General features: G+C 63.0%; 14 protein-coding genes. 9 read left to right on the forward strand and 5 right to left on the reverse strand.

Annotated features, from left to right (window positions below; genetic code table 11):
- Positions 1 to 10: 10 nt before the first annotated feature.
- The 3 genes from NKI21_RS18205 to NKI21_RS18215 form a co-directional block, all read right to left on the reverse strand.
- Positions 11 to 202 (reverse strand): hypothetical protein, encoded by a 192-nt coding sequence (locus tag NKI21_RS18205; protein WP_352441873.1) that lies wholly within the window; start codon positions 200 to 202, stop codon positions 11 to 13.
- Positions 203 to 369: 167 nt separating this feature from the next.
- The gene (locus NKI21_RS18210; RefSeq protein WP_352441872.1) at positions 370 to 2,199 is read right to left on the reverse strand and encodes a peptidoglycan L,D-endopeptidase MepK; all 1,830 of its coding nucleotides are present in this window, start codon (positions 2,197 to 2,199) and stop codon (positions 370 to 372) included.
- Positions 2,200 to 2,567: 368 nt separating this feature from the next.
- A complete protein-coding gene (locus NKI21_RS18215; RefSeq protein WP_352441871.1) occupies positions 2,568 to 4,103 on the reverse strand; it encodes a sigma-54-dependent transcriptional regulator in 1,536 nt (511 codons plus the stop codon).
- 175 nt (positions 4,104 to 4,278) lie between these two features.
- Here NKI21_RS18215 and NKI21_RS18220 point away from each other — a divergent pair, with 175 nt between their 5' ends.
- The 5 genes from NKI21_RS18220 to NKI21_RS18240 all read left to right on the forward strand — a co-directional run bounded on the left by NKI21_RS18220 (position 4,279) and on the right by NKI21_RS18240 (position 10,093).
- A complete protein-coding gene (locus NKI21_RS18220) occupies positions 4,279 to 6,111 on the forward strand; it encodes a M3 family oligoendopeptidase (RefSeq protein ID WP_352441870.1) in 1,833 nt (610 codons plus the stop codon).
- 361 nt (positions 6,112 to 6,472) lie between these two features.
- The gene (locus NKI21_RS18225) at positions 6,473 to 7,231 is read left to right on the forward strand and encodes a helix-hairpin-helix domain-containing protein (protein ID WP_352441869.1); all 759 of its coding nucleotides are present in this window, start codon (positions 6,473 to 6,475) and stop codon (positions 7,229 to 7,231) included.
- Between the two features lie 181 nt (positions 7,232 to 7,412).
- Positions 7,413 to 8,558, forward strand: a complete 1,146-nt coding sequence (locus tag NKI21_RS18230) for an aminodeoxychorismate synthase component I (RefSeq protein ID WP_352441868.1) — start codon at positions 7,413 to 7,415, stop codon at positions 8,556 to 8,558.
- Positions 8,507 to 9,169 carry an aminotransferase class IV family protein gene (locus NKI21_RS18235; protein ID WP_023810056.1) on the forward strand — a complete coding sequence of 221 codons (663 nt, stop codon included), beginning with the start codon at positions 8,507 to 8,509 and terminating at the stop codon, positions 9,167 to 9,169. Before NKI21_RS18230 ends, NKI21_RS18235 begins: the two co-directional genes overlap by 52 nt.
- 3 nt (positions 9,170 to 9,172) lie before the next feature.
- Positions 9,173 to 10,093: a heme-dependent oxidative N-demethylase family protein gene (locus NKI21_RS18240; RefSeq protein ID WP_352866631.1), complete on the forward strand. Its 921-nt coding sequence runs from the start codon at positions 9,173 to 9,175 to the stop codon at positions 10,091 to 10,093.
- Here NKI21_RS18240 and NKI21_RS18245 read toward each other — a convergent pair.
- Both NKI21_RS18245 and NKI21_RS18250 read right to left on the reverse strand, forming a co-directional pair.
- Positions 10,090 to 10,533, reverse strand: a complete 444-nt coding sequence (locus NKI21_RS18245; RefSeq protein WP_352441867.1) for a hypothetical protein — start codon at positions 10,531 to 10,533, stop codon at positions 10,090 to 10,092. The two genes, NKI21_RS18240 and NKI21_RS18245, sit on opposite strands and share 4 nt — an antisense overlap.
- Before the next feature lie 95 nt (positions 10,534 to 10,628).
- Entirely contained in the window at positions 10,629 to 10,958 is a 330-nt protein-coding gene (locus NKI21_RS18250; RefSeq protein ID WP_023810059.1) for a MoaF-related domain-containing protein, read from the reverse strand.
- A gap of 213 nt (positions 10,959 to 11,171) precedes the next feature.
- Here NKI21_RS18250 and NKI21_RS18255 point away from each other — a divergent pair, with 213 nt between their 5' ends.
- The 4 genes from NKI21_RS18255 (at position 11,172) to NKI21_RS18270 (ending at position 16,504) form a co-directional block, all read left to right on the forward strand.
- Positions 11,172 to 12,203: a LacI family DNA-binding transcriptional regulator gene (locus NKI21_RS18255; protein ID WP_164892874.1), complete on the forward strand. Its 1,032-nt coding sequence runs from the start codon at positions 11,172 to 11,174 to the stop codon at positions 12,201 to 12,203.
- Positions 12,204 to 12,422: 219 nt separating this feature from the next.
- Entirely contained in the window at positions 12,423 to 13,868 is a 1,446-nt protein-coding gene (locus tag NKI21_RS18260) for a homospermidine synthase (RefSeq protein ID WP_023810061.1), read from the forward strand.
- A gap of 85 nt (positions 13,869 to 13,953) precedes the next feature.
- A complete protein-coding gene (gene omp10, locus NKI21_RS18265; RefSeq protein WP_031212818.1) occupies positions 13,954 to 14,334 on the forward strand; it encodes an outer membrane lipoprotein Omp10 in 381 nt (126 codons plus the stop codon).
- A 187-nt stretch (positions 14,335 to 14,521) separates the two neighbouring features.
- Positions 14,522 to 16,504 (forward strand): 5'-nucleotidase C-terminal domain-containing protein, encoded by a 1,983-nt coding sequence (locus NKI21_RS18270; protein ID WP_352866636.1) that lies wholly within the window; start codon positions 14,522 to 14,524, stop codon positions 16,502 to 16,504.
- The last annotated feature ends 21 nt before the right edge of the window (positions 16,505 to 16,525 follow it).

Below are 16,525 nucleotides of genomic sequence, written 5' to 3' on the forward strand. Positions count from 1 at the left end.
TCGAACCTGATCAGTTACAGACCCGGACCTTTTCAACCACCCTGTGGTGGTGCTTCCAGGTCGTGACCACCTTGGTCCGGCAGTGCTTCTTGATATGCATATGGTCGTTGGTCTTGACGACAACGGTCGCGGCCTGCGTGGGAGCGAGGGCCGCCGAAGCGGTTGCCAACGCAATGACCGATGCCAATAGAATGTTCTTCATGGATATCCCCGGGTTTGAACGCACCAGTACTAACCCGGTAATAGGCAGGCCGTTCCGGCTTCACGAGAAGTTCAGCCGCGCGTGATCTCCCGGATCGGGATCGGTCTGGAGAACAGCAAAAAGCCGCGCAGGTTGCCCGGCGCGGCTTTTGTCGATTGGCTGGTCGCTTACTTGGTCTGGAAGCGGGCGACCGACATGAACTTGACGGCGTTGCCGGTGAAGCGGTTGGCGTCGGCCACCTGGTTGCTCGGCTGGAAGCCGGCCGTGTAGACCTCGCTCGGCGCCGTGTGCACGATGCTGTAGGCGTAGCCCGGCGCCGTCGTCGCGCTGGAAACGGTGGCGACATGCTCGCCGCTGGTCAGCGCCCAGCGGGCGGCCTGCGGTGCGGCGGCAACCACCATGGCCTTGGGGCCTGGCTTCAGGTCGCGCGCGGTGGCTCTCGATTCCTTGCGGGTCGTCTTCACGCCGGCGCCGATCGCGGCGGCCGGATCGGAGCCGGCCGGGCGGGCAACGACAGCCCCGCGCGGCGATGCGGCATCAGTGCCCGACGGATCGTTGAAGGCCGAACGCGGCTCGGACTGGGACAAGGAAGCAACCTGATACGCATCGGCCGCGCCGACCTGGGCATTGGCCTCGTCGAGCACGGCCTTGACCTCGTCCGGCCTGGCCATCTCGGGGCGCGCCGTCGGCAGCACCGAGAACGCATCGGTCGCGGTCTTGCCGTGATCAGCCGTCTCGGCCAGTGCCATCAGCACGTCCTTGCTGGGCGGCGCAGCCAGAGCGGCTGGCAGCGAATCGTCGGGACGCCATGTCGGCAACGGTACGTTGTTGACCGCCACCTGGGCCGGATCAGCCGAAGCCGTTGCATCGGCCATGCCGAAAGGAACGTTCGCCGGCGCATGCGCGGTCGCCACGGCCTGCTCGGTGGTGGCTGTCGCATCGGCCATCGCAAAAGGAACGTTCTCAGGCGGCTGGGCGCCGACGTCGGCCTTCGGCCGCGGTGCGAAATCAGGCAGCGGAATGCTGCGTGCCGGCAGCGCCGCGATGATCGTCTCCGGCGTATCCTGCTCCGGCTCCGGAGCCTGCTCCTCGGCAATTTGCGGAATCTCGGCGCGCTGCGCGTTCTCCGGCGCCACGATGGCGATGCCCGGGAGGTTGCTGGTCTTGGCTGCCGCGGCCGGCTTCAGGTTTCTCGCCTTGGGCGGAGGCGCAGCCGAAGCGGTCTCGACATCGGCGCTGTCGTCGGCCTCGTCGTCGCCGCCGCCAAAAAAGGCCGACAGGAACCCGCCTGATTTCTTGCCGCTGCCACCGGCACTGGCCAACTCGATGGCCGGCGAGCCCGAACCCTTGCGCGCCTTGTAGGAGGCGAGCGCCTGCTCAAAGCCGGGCAGCGGCCTGCCGTCGCTCGGCACATGCAGCGTCTTGCCATTGGGGAACAGGCTGACCAGTTCCTGGCGGCTGATGCCGGGCCAATGACGAACATTGCCGACATCCATATGGACGAACGGCGAGCCGGATGAGGGATAGTAGCCGACACCACCGCCCTGCATCTTGAGGCCGATGTTGCGCAGCTTCTTCAGCGGCACGCCGGGAATGTAGAAATCCATCGCCTTGCCGAGCATGTGCTGGCTCTTCTCGGCGACGCCCCTGCTGCGGCTGCGCAGCATCGAGTTCGTCGACGGCGAGCGATAGCCGCAGACAACCTGGATGTAGTCCGTAGCGCCAGCTTCACGGTACGCCTCCCAGACCAGATCCAGCAGACGCGGATCCATCTTGGTCGGCTCGTTGCGGCGCCAGTCGCGCAGAATGATGTTGATCTTCCTGAGACCCTCGGGGACGTAGCGGCCGTTGCGCTTGTAGACGATTTCGGCCTTCTCGTGGGTGTGGAGGTGATAGAGCTTCAGCGAACGTGTTTCGGCGCTGGCTCCGGTCGCGGCCGCGGCAACAAAACCAAAAGCGACAATCAACACCGCCAGCCATTTCGGCCAGACGCTCAAATGATGATGCCGCCCGTTTGTGTGTCGTTCGATTCTGTTCAAATCAAAAGGCCCTGCAGGCTGCCGTTTGTCCCCGGATTTGTCCAAACGGATGTGTCGTTATCACATCCGAATATCGATCCTAATGGTTAATCATCGCTTATTGAAGCCGAAATGCGGTAACACCGTGGCGATATCCAGTCAAAAATTGTTCACAGGGTTTCTTGGTAAACCGCTGGTTTAGATCATGTTTCCGCCTTCGTTCGGAACACGATCTGTTACCGTTAGCCTTAATGCGTGAACAGAGCCGCCCATAGGCCCGCCACAATCCGCCAAAGGCCCGGTATACGGCCTGTTGTGGCATTGCAAGCTGGCGCCGGCCTTGTGCCTCAGGAAGCGAGTCGGTCGACGCGGCCGGTTTCGGGGTCGATGCCGTATTCCTTGAGCTTGCGATAGAGCGTCGAGCGACCGATGCCGAGTCGACGGGCGACTTCGCTCATCTGGCCGTTGTAGTGATCGATGGCGAGCTTGATCATTTCGAGTTCGACATCGGCCAGCGCACGCACATTGCCGCGTTCGTCGAGCGCCCGCAACGTGCCGAAGCGAGGCTGCAGCCGGGCCGGCGGATCGGACGCGGTTGCCGGGCTACCCTCGCCGGGCAAGGCTTCTTCATCGCGACCCTCCGGAGACAGGGACGGCGACAGCACACCGCCGTCAGTATCGAGGTTGACGGTGCCTTCCACCTGCGCCCGGATCTGCGGGAAGTCCTCCGTGGTCAGCACATCGCCTTCGCAAAGCACCGACGCCCTGAAGACGGCATTTTCGAGCTGCCGGATGTTTCCGGGCCAGTCATAGGCCTGCAGCACGGCGAGCGCTGCGGCCGAAATGCCTTGCAGGCGATGACGCGGGTCGGCCGGCGCCACCTTTTCCATGAAATGGGTGACCAGGTAGGGGATGTCGTCGCGGCGGTCGCGCAGCGGCGGCACGAAGATCGGGTAGACGTTCAGCCGATAGAACAGATCCTCGCGGAACTTGCCGTCCTTGACCTGCTGCAGGAGGTTGCGGTGCGTCGCCGAAATTAGCCTGATGTCGACCCTGACGGTCGAGCGTCCGCCGACCGGGTCGACCTCACCGTCCTGCACGGCGCGCAACAGCTTGACCTGGACGTCGAGTGGCAGGTCGCCGATCTCGTCGAGAAACAGGGTTCCCGAATGCGCTTCGACGAATTTTCCGGTGTGCTTGTCGGTGGCGCCGGTGAACGAACCCTTCTCGTGGCCGAACAGGATCGATTCGACCAGATTGTCGGGAATGGCGCCGCAATTGACGGTGACGAAGGGTTTCGAACGGCGGTCGCCACTGCCCTGGATGGCGCGCGCCACCAGTTCCTTGCCGACGCCGGACTCGCCCTCGATCAGGATCGGGATGTTGGATGCCGCCGCTTTCTGGCCAAGGCGGATCACCCTGTCCATGGCCGGGCTGTGCGTGATCATGTCCTTGAAGGTCAGGAGGCCGCCGCGCCGGCGCGACGTGCGCTTGACCTCGCCCTCGACGGCCTCGACCTTGAGCGCATTTCCGATCGACGCCTGGAGCCTGTCGGGAGACGCCGGCTTGACGACGAAATCGAAGGCACCGTGACGCATCGCCGAAACCACGGTCTCGATGCCGCCCTGCGCGGTCTGCACGATGGCCGGCACGTGGATGTCGCGCTCGCGCATCGCCTTCAGCACGCCGATACCGTCGAGACCGGGCATGACCAGATCGAGGATGACCACCGACACCTCGCGGGCGCCGGGTCCATCGAGGATATCGAGAGCGGCCGCGCCACCGTCGACGACGATTGCGCTGTAGCCGAACCGCGTCACCGCCGCTTCGAGCAGCCGGCGTTGCACCGGATCGTCATCGACTATGAGTATGGAACCTGTCATGACTGGTATGACTGCCCGCCCGAGGAATTCTGCCCTGTGGACCATCTTGGCACAGGGTTCTAAATAAGGTTTCAAAAAACCCGGTGAATGAATTCCTTAGGATTTGACCGGCTTCTCGTTTCCCCTCGAACCTTGGCCACGGAAGGTGTCGGCAATGCATAAGGATTCTGGGCACATGGTTTCCGCACGGCGGCTGACGGCGCCGGCGTCCGGTCAGGGCGCGGCCGAGCTGGGCGACCTGCCGGAATGGAACCTTGCCGACCTCTATGCCGGCATGGACGCGCCAGAACTGAAGCGCGACATCGCCAAGGCCGCGACTGATGCGACCACCTTCGAGAACCGCTGGAAGGGCACACTGGCCGCCGAGGCCGGGCGCGGCAGCGCCGGCAGGCTGGGCGAGGCGCTTGTCGCCTACGAGGCGCTGGAGGAACTGATCGGCCGCATCGTCTCCTATGCGGGACTGGTTTATGCCGGAAACACCGCTGATCCCCAGCGCGCCAAGCTCTATGGCGACGTCCAGGAGAAGATGACCGACGCCAGCGCGCACCTTCTGTTCTTCGCGCTCGAACTCAACCTGATAGACGATGCGTCGATCGAAGGCGCGCTCGCCGGCGACCCCGCCTTCGGTCACTACCGGCCATGGGTGCTCGATCTGCGCAAGGACAAGCCTTACCAGCTCGAGGACCGCGTCGAGCAGCTCTTCCACGAAAAGTCGATCACTGGGCGCGGCGCCTGGAACCGCCTGTTCGACGAGACGATGACCGACCTTCGCTTCGACATCGACGGCGAGGACCTGACGCTGGAGCCGGCGCTGAACCGCTTGCAGGATGCCGACGGCGAGGTGCGCCGCCGGGCGTCCGAGGCGCTGGCCACGACCTTCCGCAAAAATTTGCGCACCTTCACGCTGATCACCAACACGCTGGCCAAGGACAAGGAAATATCCGACCGCTGGCGCGGCTTCGAGGACATCGCCGATTCACGCCATCTCGCAAACCGCGTCGAGCGCAGCGTGGTGGACGCCCTTGCTTCCGCCGTTCGCGATGCCTATCCGCGCCTGTCGCACCGCTATTACGCGATGAAGGCGCGCTGGCTGGGCATGGAGGTGATGAACCACTGGGACCGCAACGCGCCGTTGCCGGATACGCCCCAGGCGATCATCGGCTGGGACGAGGCCAGGAACACGGTGCTGTCCGCCTATCAGCGCTTTTCGCCCGACATGGCCGAGATCGCACGAACCTTCTTCGACCGCAACTGGATCGACGCGCCGGTGCGGCCCGGCAAGTCGCCTGGCGCCTTCGCGCATCCGACCGTACCGTCGGCGCATCCCTATGTCCTGCTCAACTACATGGGCAAGCCGCGCGATGTGATGACGCTGGCGCACGAGCTTGGCCATGGGGTGCATCAGGTGCTGGCCGGCGGCCAGGGCGCACTGATGGCCTCGACGCCGCTGACGCTGGCCGAGACGGCATCGGTCTTCGGCGAGATGCTGACCTTCCGCTCGCTGCTCGACCAGACCACCGACCGGCGCGAGCGAAAGGCCATGCTCGCCCAGAAGGTCGAGGACATGATCAACACGGTCGTACGCCAGATCGCCTTCTATGAATTCGAGCGCAAGGTGCATGCCGAACGCAAGAACGGCGAACTGACCTCCGACAGGCTCGGTCAGTTCTGGCTCGAAGTGCAGGCCGAAAGTCTGGGTCCCGCTATCAAACTGCGCGAAGGCTACGAGGTGTTCTGGACCTACATCCCGCACTTCATCCATTCGCCCTTTTATGTCTATGCCTATGCTTTCGGGGACTGCCTGGTGAACTCGCTCTACGCCGTCTACCAGAACGCCGAGCGCGGCTTTCAGGACAAGTATTTCGAAATGCTGCGCGCGGGCGGCACCAAGCATCATTCCGAGCTTCTGGCACCCTTCGGGCTCGACGCAACCGATCCCGCCTTCTGGCAGATCGGACTTGGCGTCATCAGTGGCCTGATCGACGAGCTGGAAGCGCTCGACACCTGAGATGCGTCCCTCAGGCGTCGCTCTAACAGTTTAGCCGGAATGCATGTTGGGACAGCTCTACTATCGCCCTAAATATCTGTTCTTGAAGTACTCTCCACCGAAGTTTTCCGATAGCTTTCCACAAGCTCTATGATAGCCTTCGCTCCAAGCTCAGCCGGAGCGCATGCGGATCGGCGAGGAGAAATCTCAGCCGGCCGTGGCGCTCAGGCGAACGCGACAACGGCCGTTGGCCATGGGCAAGCAAAGCCGATCGCCGCAGCTCGAACCGAAGCCGGCTGTTCTGCTTACCGCGGAACCACCAAGAGTAGTCCTTCGCCGAAGGTCATGACCCACGGCAGACGGATCTGACTGGAGAGAGACAATGGGCACTTTTTTCTACGTGGTCCTGGCGTTCCTGATAGGCGTGTTGGTCGGTTGGTTCCTTTGGGGGCGCCTGCGCGGTGAACTCGACAGCTTGCGCGGCGACCTCGACCGTACACGCAGCGAACGCGACAGGCTGCGCACCGACAGCGACCGCCTGACCGGCGAACTCGATGCATGCGGCAAGACCCGCGCCGACCTCGAGCGCCGGCTGCGCGACGCGCCGGCCGCACCTGCCGCCGGAAGCAGCGCGGCAAAGCCGGCAAGCCAGGCGCCGGCGGCCCTGATGTCGACCCCCGCGCCGGCCAAATCCGCCGCCACAAAGCCCGCGCCGGCTAAACCGGCCGCCGCTGCGAAAGCGGTCTCTGCCAAGCCGGTCTCTGCCAAGGCGGTCTCTGCCAAGCCGGCGGCGAAACCCGCCGCCACCAAAGCCTCGGCTCCAGCCAAATCCGCGACGAGCAAGCCTGCAACAACAGCCAAGCCAGCAGCCGGCCCAGCATCCGGCAAGCCCGACAATCTGCGCCGGCTGATCGGTATCGGTCCGGTCAACGAGAAGCTGCTCAAGGCGCAAGGCGTCACCAACTTCGCCCAGATCGCGTCCTGGACCGCGGCCGATATCAAACGGATCGAGGACGTCATGAATTTCGACGGCCGTATCGCGCGCGAACGCTGGATCGAGCAGGCCAAGCTGCTCGCCTCCGGCAACGAGAAGGAATTCGCCAAGCAGTTTCCAACAGCCGGAACCACCGGCAACAGCTGATCGCTGGCGAATATTGAAGATTGCAAGCGGCGGCGCCATATCGGCGCCGCCGTTTGCTCTTGGTTCCTGAGTTGGCCCTAAGGTCGGCTTTAAGAGGCAGCGTGCCGTTCCCTCGATTGCGCGCGGGCGGCACCCCATATAGAGCGGTTGATGGCTTCATTGACCGCAGCATTCGGTGCCCATGTCCCTGCCCGCCGCAATTTTTCGCAATGACAAAAGCGCGCGCCAGCTCGTTTTCGACCGGCCGGCCGATATCATCGTGGCGCACGAAGCAGGGGATTTCGGGCCGGCTCTGGAAGCAGCACAAGCCGCGCATGATGCAGGCAAATGGCTTGCCGGCTATTTCTCGTATGAGGCGGGCTACCTGCTCGAACCCAAGCTCGTTCCCCTGCTGCCTAACGGACGCCGCTCCCCACTCGTGTGCCTTGGGGTTTTCGATGCCCCGGTCGAAGAGGCGGTGCCGCCGCGCGACACCACGGCGACCAACGGCCCGATCTTCGACGCCCGTGCGACGTGGTCGCCCGAGGATTATGAAAAACGCTTCTCGCGGCTGCACCAGCACATCCGGCAAGGTGATTGCTACCAGGGCAATTTGACCTTTCCCGTGCATGCGCAGTGGTCGGGCGAGCCGCTGGCCGCCTTCAATGCATTGACTGAACGTCAGCCGGTGAAATACGGCGCGCTGATCGCGCTCGGTGAACCCATCGTGCTGTCGCGCTCGCCTGAACTGTTCTTCGAGATCGACGCCGAGGGCATGATCGAGACGCATCCGATGAAGGGAACGGCGCCGCGCGGCGCCACCAAAGCCGAGGACGAACGGCAGAAGATCTTCCTGCGCAATGACGAGAAGAACCAGGCCGAAAACCGGATGATCGTCGATCTCCTGCGCAACGATATCTCGCTGATCAGCGAGGTGGGCACGCTGGACGTGCCGGCGCTGTTCCGCATCGAGACCTACCCGACCGTGCACCAGATGGTAAGCGACGTCAGGGCCAGACTGCTGCCGGGTCTCTCTATCCGCCAGATCTTCGCGGCGCTGTTTCCTTGCGGTTCGATTACCGGCGCGCCTAAGATCCGTGCCATGGAGATCCTGCGCGATCTGGAAGGCACGCCCCGCGATGCCTATTGCGGCGCCATAGGCTGGATCGCGCCCGGCGGCCCGATGCGCTTTTCCGTGGCGATCCGCACCATCTCGCTCTTTTCGGGCGGCGAGGCCGTCTACAATGTCGGAGGCGGCGTCGTCTTCGATTCGACGGCGCAGGAGGAGTATCAGGAGTGTCTGCTGAAAGCGCGCTTCGCGACGGGAACACCGCCGACTTTCAGTTGATCGAGACCATGCGCTGGGAACCCCGCCCGGGCTTCCTGCGCTTCGATCGCCATCTTGCGCGCCTCTACGGCTCGGCGGCTGAGCTCGGCTTCCGCTGTGATCCAGGCACGGTCGGCGAGGCGCTGAGCAGCGCGGTCAGCGGTTCCGGCGTTGCCATGCGCACGCGGCTCGTCCTGTCGCATGATGGTAAGGTGGCGGCCTCGGCGCAGCCTTATGAACCGCTCGCCGCCGACAAGGTCTGGACGCTGCGGCTGGCGCGGACGAGGCTCGATTCGCACGACACGCTGCTGCGCCACAAGACCAGCCGACGACAGCTCTACACGCATGCCCGCGCCGAATATCTCGTCACCCAGACCGACGAGGTGCTTATGGCCAACGAGCGCGGCGAGATCTGTGAAGGCACGATCACCAATGTCTTTGCCGATCTCGGCGACGGCGTGCTGGCCACACCCCGGCTCGACTGCGGCCTGCTGCCTGGTGTATTGCGCGCGCAGCTTCTGGATGAAGGCCGCGCCCGTGAAGCCGTCTACAGCTACAGCGACCTGAAGTCGGCCAAAGCACTTTTTGTCGGCAATTCGCTGCGCGGACTAATCCCTGCGAGACTGATCTGAAGCATGACCTCTTTGCCCACCCACACGCCCTATGACGGCTCGTCGAAACTCTTCAGCATCGGGCTGAAGCCGCTCGATCCGGCGGACTGGATCGAGATCGACGACCATCTGCTGCCGTATCTCGCCGAGAAGTACCGGCTCTATGCCGAAATCCCCGAGCGGGTTTTTGTCGAGGAGGACGGCACGCGGGACGCTCAGCAGGAGGTGCTCGACTTGCTCAGTGCGCATCTGTTGGACAGGTTTCCAGAAATCTATCGGTGCATCGGATCAGGCGTCGAGGTGGTGGGCGCGGCGCGCCGTCTGCCTGCTTCCCTCGCCGAGGCTCCGCTGGCCAAGGCCTCACAGCTCATCCAGGAGGACCTGATCCTGATGCGCCGCGGCGACAATGGCTGGAGTCTCGTTGCCGGCTCGCTGTGCTTTCCCTCGTCCTGGTCGCTCCTGGAAAAATTCGGCAAGCCGCTGCACGACATCCACGCGCCGGTGCCGGGTTTCGGCCCGGGCACGCGTCCGGCGGAACTCATCAACCGGATGTTCGATGGCCTCCAGGGGCAGGCCGTCGAGCGCTACAACTGGTCGATCCAGTCCGATAACGCGCTCTACCATCCGCTTTCCGACCTGCAGCGCATCGACCGCGCTACAAATCGGCGGTCGCGCTTTCCCGATGGCGACATCGACGCCCATGCCTTCATCCGCGTCGAGCGGCAAACCCTGCGCAAACTGCCTGTTTCACGCGATATCCTGTTCACCATCCGCATCCATCTCGACCCGCTCGCCGTGCTGGCCAGGCACCCTGATCGGGCGAAGCTCGCGGCGTCTTTCGCCGCCCAGCTCAAGGCGCTCGATCTCGCGCATCTCGACTACAAGGGCCTGACATCAGACCGCGATCGGCTAGTCGACCGGCTCGGGGCGCTGGCGCTGTCCTAAATCGCGGCTAGGCCCAGCAGCAGGATCGCGGACATCGCGCTAAAGACGGTGACGTTGACATCCCACCGCCAACCCGCCGGTCCGAACGGCGGTCGGAATGGCAGATAGCCGTTCTCGTCGTAGAGCACGCCGCCATAAATCGGTCGTGAGAGCATTGCCACGAAGAACGCTCCGTACATAGCGACGCCCAATCCCCCTGCGAGATAGAGCCGCTCGGCTTCGAGTGGCCCCTCGATCCAGATAAGCCCCAGCGCAATCAGCGCAACTCCGGTGTAGCTCAGCACCTGCCAAACGACGTGAAACCGGGCGTGCGGGGTCCACAGCGGATTGGTGGCGTGGGTGGCGTTGAGGTCGGCTTTGATCGTCACCACACCGTAGCCCACGGTCCCGACGCTCAACAGAATTCGGGCAAGCAGATGACTGTCGTAAGCGAGTTCCATCGCACTTTCCTCCTCCATTAGGGAAATCGATGACAGGCACTTCAGCAGATCGGAGTCCGGCCGCACGCGGTCGGCCGGGCCAAGACGCGGCAGTGTCACGCCACCGCAACGGATTGAATGGCACCTTGGGCACAGAAGAGCTGCCCATCGGCCAGACGCGCATAATTATGGACGATCCCGTTTTCATGATCCTGCAACTGCACGATGAAGTTGCCGCTCTGCTCCGTCCAGCTCATGAGAACGAGGTTCGGGCGTACGCTGGTCATGTCGATCTTGACCATCTCGTCAATTTCGGTGGCACCGATCGACGCCTGCACATGCAATTCCTCCGGCGAGAAAAACGTCAGCCGGGGTACGAACGGGCCGAAAACGCAGTCGAAAGACTTACCGACAAGCGAGGCTGGAAAAACATTGGTTTCTGCCATGACTCTCTCCTTGGGCATGGCCGCCGCTGTGACCAAGCCTTTTGACAATCTCCGTTGTTTCAGACGCGAAATATAGCAGATATGTTTATTTGGAGCGCTCCAAGTGATACGATCCCCCTTTTTCACTTTCGAGTCAACGAAATTCTTGGAGCGCTCCAAAAAATGGTCTAACTGAAGGGAAATGGGTGAATCACAATGCCAACGCTAGCCGATGTGGGCAAGGCTGCCGGTGTCTCCCGGGGCACTGTTTCCAACGTCTTCAACCGGCCGGAACTGGTCAGGCCTGAATTGCGCCAACGTGTTGAAGCGGCCGCGAGAGCGCTCGGATTTGGCGGCCCCGACCCGAAAGGACGATTGCTGCGGGATGGCAAGTTCAATGCCATCGGGTTCATGCCACCTGGCGCCTACGCCATCGCCGAGGTGATGAGAAGCCCCTATGGCCGCGAGTTGGTGCTGGGCGTTTCGCTCGCCTGCGACGAGGCCGGAACGACGCTCAGCCTTGTAAACGGCACCGACAATACCCGCTTCGCCAGCATCCGCGAGGCCCTCGTTGACGGCTTCATCCTTGGTCACAGCGGGGACATCGGTCTCATAACATCGGCACAACGACGGCGCCTGCCCTTCGTCATTCTCGAAAATGACGCAGGTCCCGACATCAATTCGATAAAGATCGACGGCAGAAGTGGCGCGGTCGCCGCCGTCCGGCATCTGACCGGGTTAGGGCACCGGCATTTTGCCATCCTTTCCATACGGAGGACTCCAGGCCCTCCGATCGTGCACATGCCCGGACAGGCAGAGCGCCCGCTTCTAGCCGGCTTCTCACTCGACGACGAAAGGCTCGACGGTTTCAAACAGGGTTTGGCGGAGGCGAACTTGTCGATCGACGATGTTCCGATCATCGAGACGACGCCGGGCGATCCATCTGCTGGGGCGGTGGTATTCGACAATGTGCCCGAAGCAACCGCAATCCTGACCATGTCGGATTGGCAAGCGATCACAATACTCGACGAGGCGGTTCGTCGTGGCATAGAGGTGCCGCGCCATGTGTCGGTTATCGGCTTCGATGGCACTGCCGAATCCGCACGCACCACGCCTCCGTTGACGACTGTCGCGCAAGACGTGATCGGAAAAGGCAGGCTCGCCGCCCGCATGGTTCTTGACAATCAACCGCCCCGCCAAGTCGTTCTGCCCGTGGAACTGGTGGTTCGGGCGTCCACAGCCGCGCCGAGGGCAAAAATCCGTTAAACCGGTGCGCTTGGCGAATGGGCAAGCTCAGGCTCGGATAGAGCCACTCATCCACGGTTTCGGCCTTAACCACGTAGCCAACGCAGCGTAGCCGCTGGTTGGCGCTTTTCGCTGGTTTGTGACAATGATCTATGATGTAGCGCATGGCCGCCGGGCAGAAATTCCCGGTTTTGCGCGTGTTTTCCCAGTTTCCTGGGTTTTGAAGGAGTGCTCGATAAAATGGCGAATGAAAACTGGCCCGTTTACGGTGAGATCAGCGGCCCCGTCGTGATGATCGGCTTCGGCTCGATCGGCCGGGGAACGCTGCCGCTGATCGAACGCCATTTCAAGTTCGACAAGTCGCGCATGACGGTCATCGACCCGCGCGACACCGACCGCAAGCTGCTCGACGAGCGCGGCATCGCCTTCGTCCAGGAAGCGGTGACCGAGAAGAACTACAAGAAGCTCTTGACCCCGCTTCTGACCAATGGCGGCGGCCAGGGCTTTTGCATCAACCTGTCGGTCGATACCGGCTCGGTGGATCTGATGCGGCTCTGCCGCAAGCTCGGTGTGCTCTACATCGACACCGTCGTCGAGCCGTGGCTCGGCTTCTATTTCGACGCCAAGGCGGACAACGCCAGCCGCACCAATTACGCGCTGCGAGAGTCGCTGCTCAAGGAAAAGCACGACAAGCCCGGCGGCGCTACGGCGGTCTCCACCTGCGGCGCCAATCCAGGCATGGTCTCGTGGTTCGTCAAGCAGGCGTTGGTCAATCTCGCCACCGATCTTGGCCTGGAATTCTCGGAGCCCGCGCAGGACGACCGCGAGGGCTGGGCCAAGCTGATGAAGAAGGCCGGCGTCAAGGGCATCCACATCGCCGAACGCGACACCCAGCGCACCAAGAAGCCGAAGCCGATGAATGTGTTCTGGAACACTTGGTCGGTAGAAGGCTTCATCTCCGAGGGCCTGCAGCCTGCCGAACTCGGCTGGGGCACGCACGAGACATGGATGCCGAAGAACGCCAAGAAGCACAAGCATGGCTCCAAGGCAGCCATCTATCTGGAGCAGCCGGGCGCCAACACGCGCGTGCGCTCATGGTGCCCGACGCCCGGCGCGCAATACGGCCTGCTGGTGACGCATAATGAGGCGATCTCGATCGCCGATTTCTTCACCGTGCGTTCCAAGAAGGGCAAGGTGCATTACCGCCCGACCTGCCACTATGCCTACCATCCCTGCAACGACGCGATGCTGTCGCTTGACGAAATGTTCGGCGCCGCCGGCAAGCCTCAGCCGGTGCATCATGTGCTCGACGAGAACGAGTTGATCGACGGCGTCGACGAACTCGGCGTGCTGCTCTACGGCCACGACAAGAATGCCTACTGGTACGGCTCGCAGCTGTCGCTCGCCGAGGCGCGCAAGCTGGCGCCCTATCAGAACGCCACCGGCATGCAGGTCACCTCGGCGGTGCTCTCGGGCATGGTCTGGGCGCTGGAAAACCCCGAGGCCGGCATCGTCGAAGCCGACGAGATGGACTACAGGCGGTGCCTGGAAGTGCAGTCCCAGTATCTCGGACCGGTCAAGGGCTACTACACCGACTGGACGCCGCTCGATAACCGTCCCGGCCTGTTCCCGGAAGACCTCGACCGCAACGACCCGTGGCAGTTCCGCAACATCCTTGTGCGATAGCAGCACCGCCTACCTGCCTCACTGCCTTGCAATCGCCCGGAAATCGGGCGATTGAAGGGATGCGGACTGAGGAGAGGATTTTCATATGAACAACATTGCGCGCAAAGTTCTTTCGATGAGCGTAGCGGCGGCAGCCTTGGCCGGGCTTGCTGCTTGTGCGACCAGCGGTCCCGATGAGCCGCCCATGGCGGCGGCGCCGAAAGGCGTCGAGGGCTCCTGGATCGACGCCAAAGGCACCGGCCTGTCGACCTTCGCCGGCGGTACTTTCACGACGGTCGCCACCGACACCGGCCAGAAGCTTGCCGACGGCAGCTATACGATGACAGGCGCCACATCGGTGCAGATCAGCGGCACCTCGCTGATCCGCCAGACCGCGGTCAGCTTCAACTGCCTGATGGTATCGACAAGCCAGCTCAACTGCACGAGCTCCAGCGGTCAGAATTTCGTGCTGACAAGGCGCGTCTGAACCCACGACCATTCATTTTTTAAGGACGGCGGCCGGTTGGCCGCCGTCCTTTTTTGTGCCGGCAAAGGGTCCCGGATTCCGCTTGCGTCATCCGGAACGCGATGGGAACATGGCCGAAGCGCCGGCTGTAATGTTCCAGTCAAACAAGAGCGCTAGTGGCCTCTGACCAGCTTTCCGGGAGACGAAGATGAAGAAGCTTGCCGCCATTGCTGCCCTGTCAGCCTCAGCACTCGGTCTGTCGGCCGGCGCGTCCTTTGCCGACTACACGCTGAACATCCTGCATATCAACGACTGGCACAGCCGCATCGAAGGCAACAACAAATATGAATCGACCTGCTCGGCGGACGAGGAAACCAAGGGCGAGTGCATCGGCGGCGCGGGCCGGCTGATCACCGCGATCGCCCAGGAGCGCAAGAAGCTGGAAGGCCAGAACGTGCTGCTGCTCAGCGCAGGCGACAATTTCCAGGGCTCACTGTTCTACTCCACTTACAAGGGCAAGGTCGAAGGCGAATTCCTCAACGAGATGAAGTTCGATGCCATGGCGCTCGGCAACCATGAATTCGACGACGGCGAAGTGGCCCTGGCGCCGTTCCTCGACATGATCAAGTTCCCGGTGCTCGGCGCCAATGTGAAGGCCAACGCGCAATCCAAGCTCGGCGACCGCATCAAGCCGTCTGTGGTCGTCGAGGTCGGCGGCCAGAAGATCGGCATCATCGGCGCGATCACCAACGACACGCCGGACCTCGCTTCCCCCGGACCCAACGTCACTATAGAGGACGACGTCAGGTCGATCACCGCCGAGGTCGAGAAGCTCAAGGGCGAAGGCGTCAACAAGATCATCGCCGTGACCCATATCGGCTACAGGCGCGAACGCGACGTCATTGCCAAGATCCCGGGCATCGATGTCGTCGTCGGCGGCCACAGCCATTCCCTGCTGTCGAACACCGATCCGAAGGCCGAAGGCCCCTACCCGACGATGGTCGACAATCCGGACGGCTACAAGGTGCCGGTGGTGCAGGCGGCGTCCTACTCGAAATATCTCGGTGAGTTCAAGGTGGTGTTCGACGACAATGGCGTCGTCAAATCGGCCAGCGGCGACCCAATCTATCTCGACAAGTCGATCACCCCCGACCCGGCCGTGCTCGCCCGCATCAAGGAACTTGGCGCGCCGATCGAGGCGCTGAAGAACAAGGAAGTGGCGGAAACCACCGACGTCATCGACGGCAGTCGTGAGAGCTGCCGCACCCGAGAATGCGCGATGGGCAATCTCGTCTCCGACGCCGTCCTCGACCGCGTCAAGGGACAGGGCGTCGAAATCGTCATCTCCAATGGCGGCGGCCTGCGCGCCTCGATCGACAAGGGCACCGTCACCATGGGCGAGGTGCTGGCCGTGCTGCCGTTCCAGAACACGCTGGCGACCTTCCAGATTTCGGGCAAGGATCTGGTGGCCGGCCTCGAGGGCGGCCTCAGCCAGGTCGAGGACGGCGCCGGGCGCTTCCCCCAGGTCGCCGGCCTGAAATATTCCTTCGACAAATCCGTCGCGCCCAATGCCGGCCGCGTCAAGTCGGTGGAAGTCATGGAAGGCGGCGCCTGGACGCCGATCAAGCCGGACAAGGACTATCTGGTCGCAACCAACAACTATGTCCGCCAGGGCGGCGACGGCTACAAGATCTTCGCCGACAAGGCCAAGAATGCCTACGATTACGGCCCCGGCCTCGAACAGGTGGTTGCCGACTATCTCGGTGCCCACCGACCCTACACGCCGAAGCTCGACGGCCGCATCACCGAAATAGCCGCGACCGTCGCCGCGGCGCCTGCGGCCCCGGCAACCGATCCGGCTGAAGCCGCCAAGCCTGCTGAAGCGCCTGCAATGCCTGAGTTGCCGGCCAACTCGGGCGATATCGCCAACACACCACCGGGCATATCGACGGAAGGAGCACCTCCCCCGCCAGCGCCACCAGCCGCGCCGGCACCGGCCGAGCCGGCAAAGCCGGCCGACGCGGCGCCGGCCGAAGCCAGCCATGTCATCGTTGCCGGCGACACCTATTGGGATCTGGCCAAGAAGGCCTATGGCGACGGCGCCAAATGGAAGGTCATTTCGGGCGCCAACAAGGGCTATGAGCCGCGCCGGCTTCCGGTCGGCGCAACGCTGACCATCCCGCCGAAATAGCCTCGCTTAGATGCCTGAATG

The sequence above is a fragment of the Mesorhizobium sp. M0715 genome, from assembly GCF_040320355.1.
Classification (GTDB): domain Bacteria; phylum Pseudomonadota; class Alphaproteobacteria; order Rhizobiales; family Rhizobiaceae; genus Mesorhizobium.